The following is a 331-nucleotide window of genomic DNA, read 5'->3' as shown; positions in this document are numbered from 1 at the left end:
GGCTGTAGTATAACCATCTATTCCTGCATCTACACTACCATTTGTTGGTACCGTTACTGATGTTGGCTCTGTTCCTTCTGTTAAACTTGCTCCTGTTGGTAAAGTAGTTGTATCTACTACGATATCTACTGTTCCTGCTGGCACTCCTTCTATAGTATAGGTTCCGTCTGTTGCTGTTGTTGCTGTTGGCTCTCCTGCGTCTAATACGCCATTGCCATCTAAATCTGCAAATACAGTTACTGGAGAAGTAAATCCGGTTTCTGTTCCATTTTGTGTTCCATCACCATCTTCATCATTATATACGGTTCCAGTTACTGTTCCGGCTGTAGTA

The 331-nt window shown here is 42.3% G+C and carries 1 protein-coding gene; it reads right to left on the bottom strand.

Annotation, left to right across the window (positions count from 1 at the left end; genetic code table 11):
* Positions 1-331, bottom strand: a 331-nt coding sequence (locus ACVCZW_RS00310; protein ID WP_452231327.1) for a hypothetical protein, incomplete at both ends; no start/stop codon positions are given.

The sequence above is a fragment of the Lacinutrix sp. MEBiC02595 genome (genome assembly GCF_053601555.1).
Note: the sequence above shows the minus strand (reverse complement) of the source record. Positions and strands in the feature narration are given on the sequence as shown.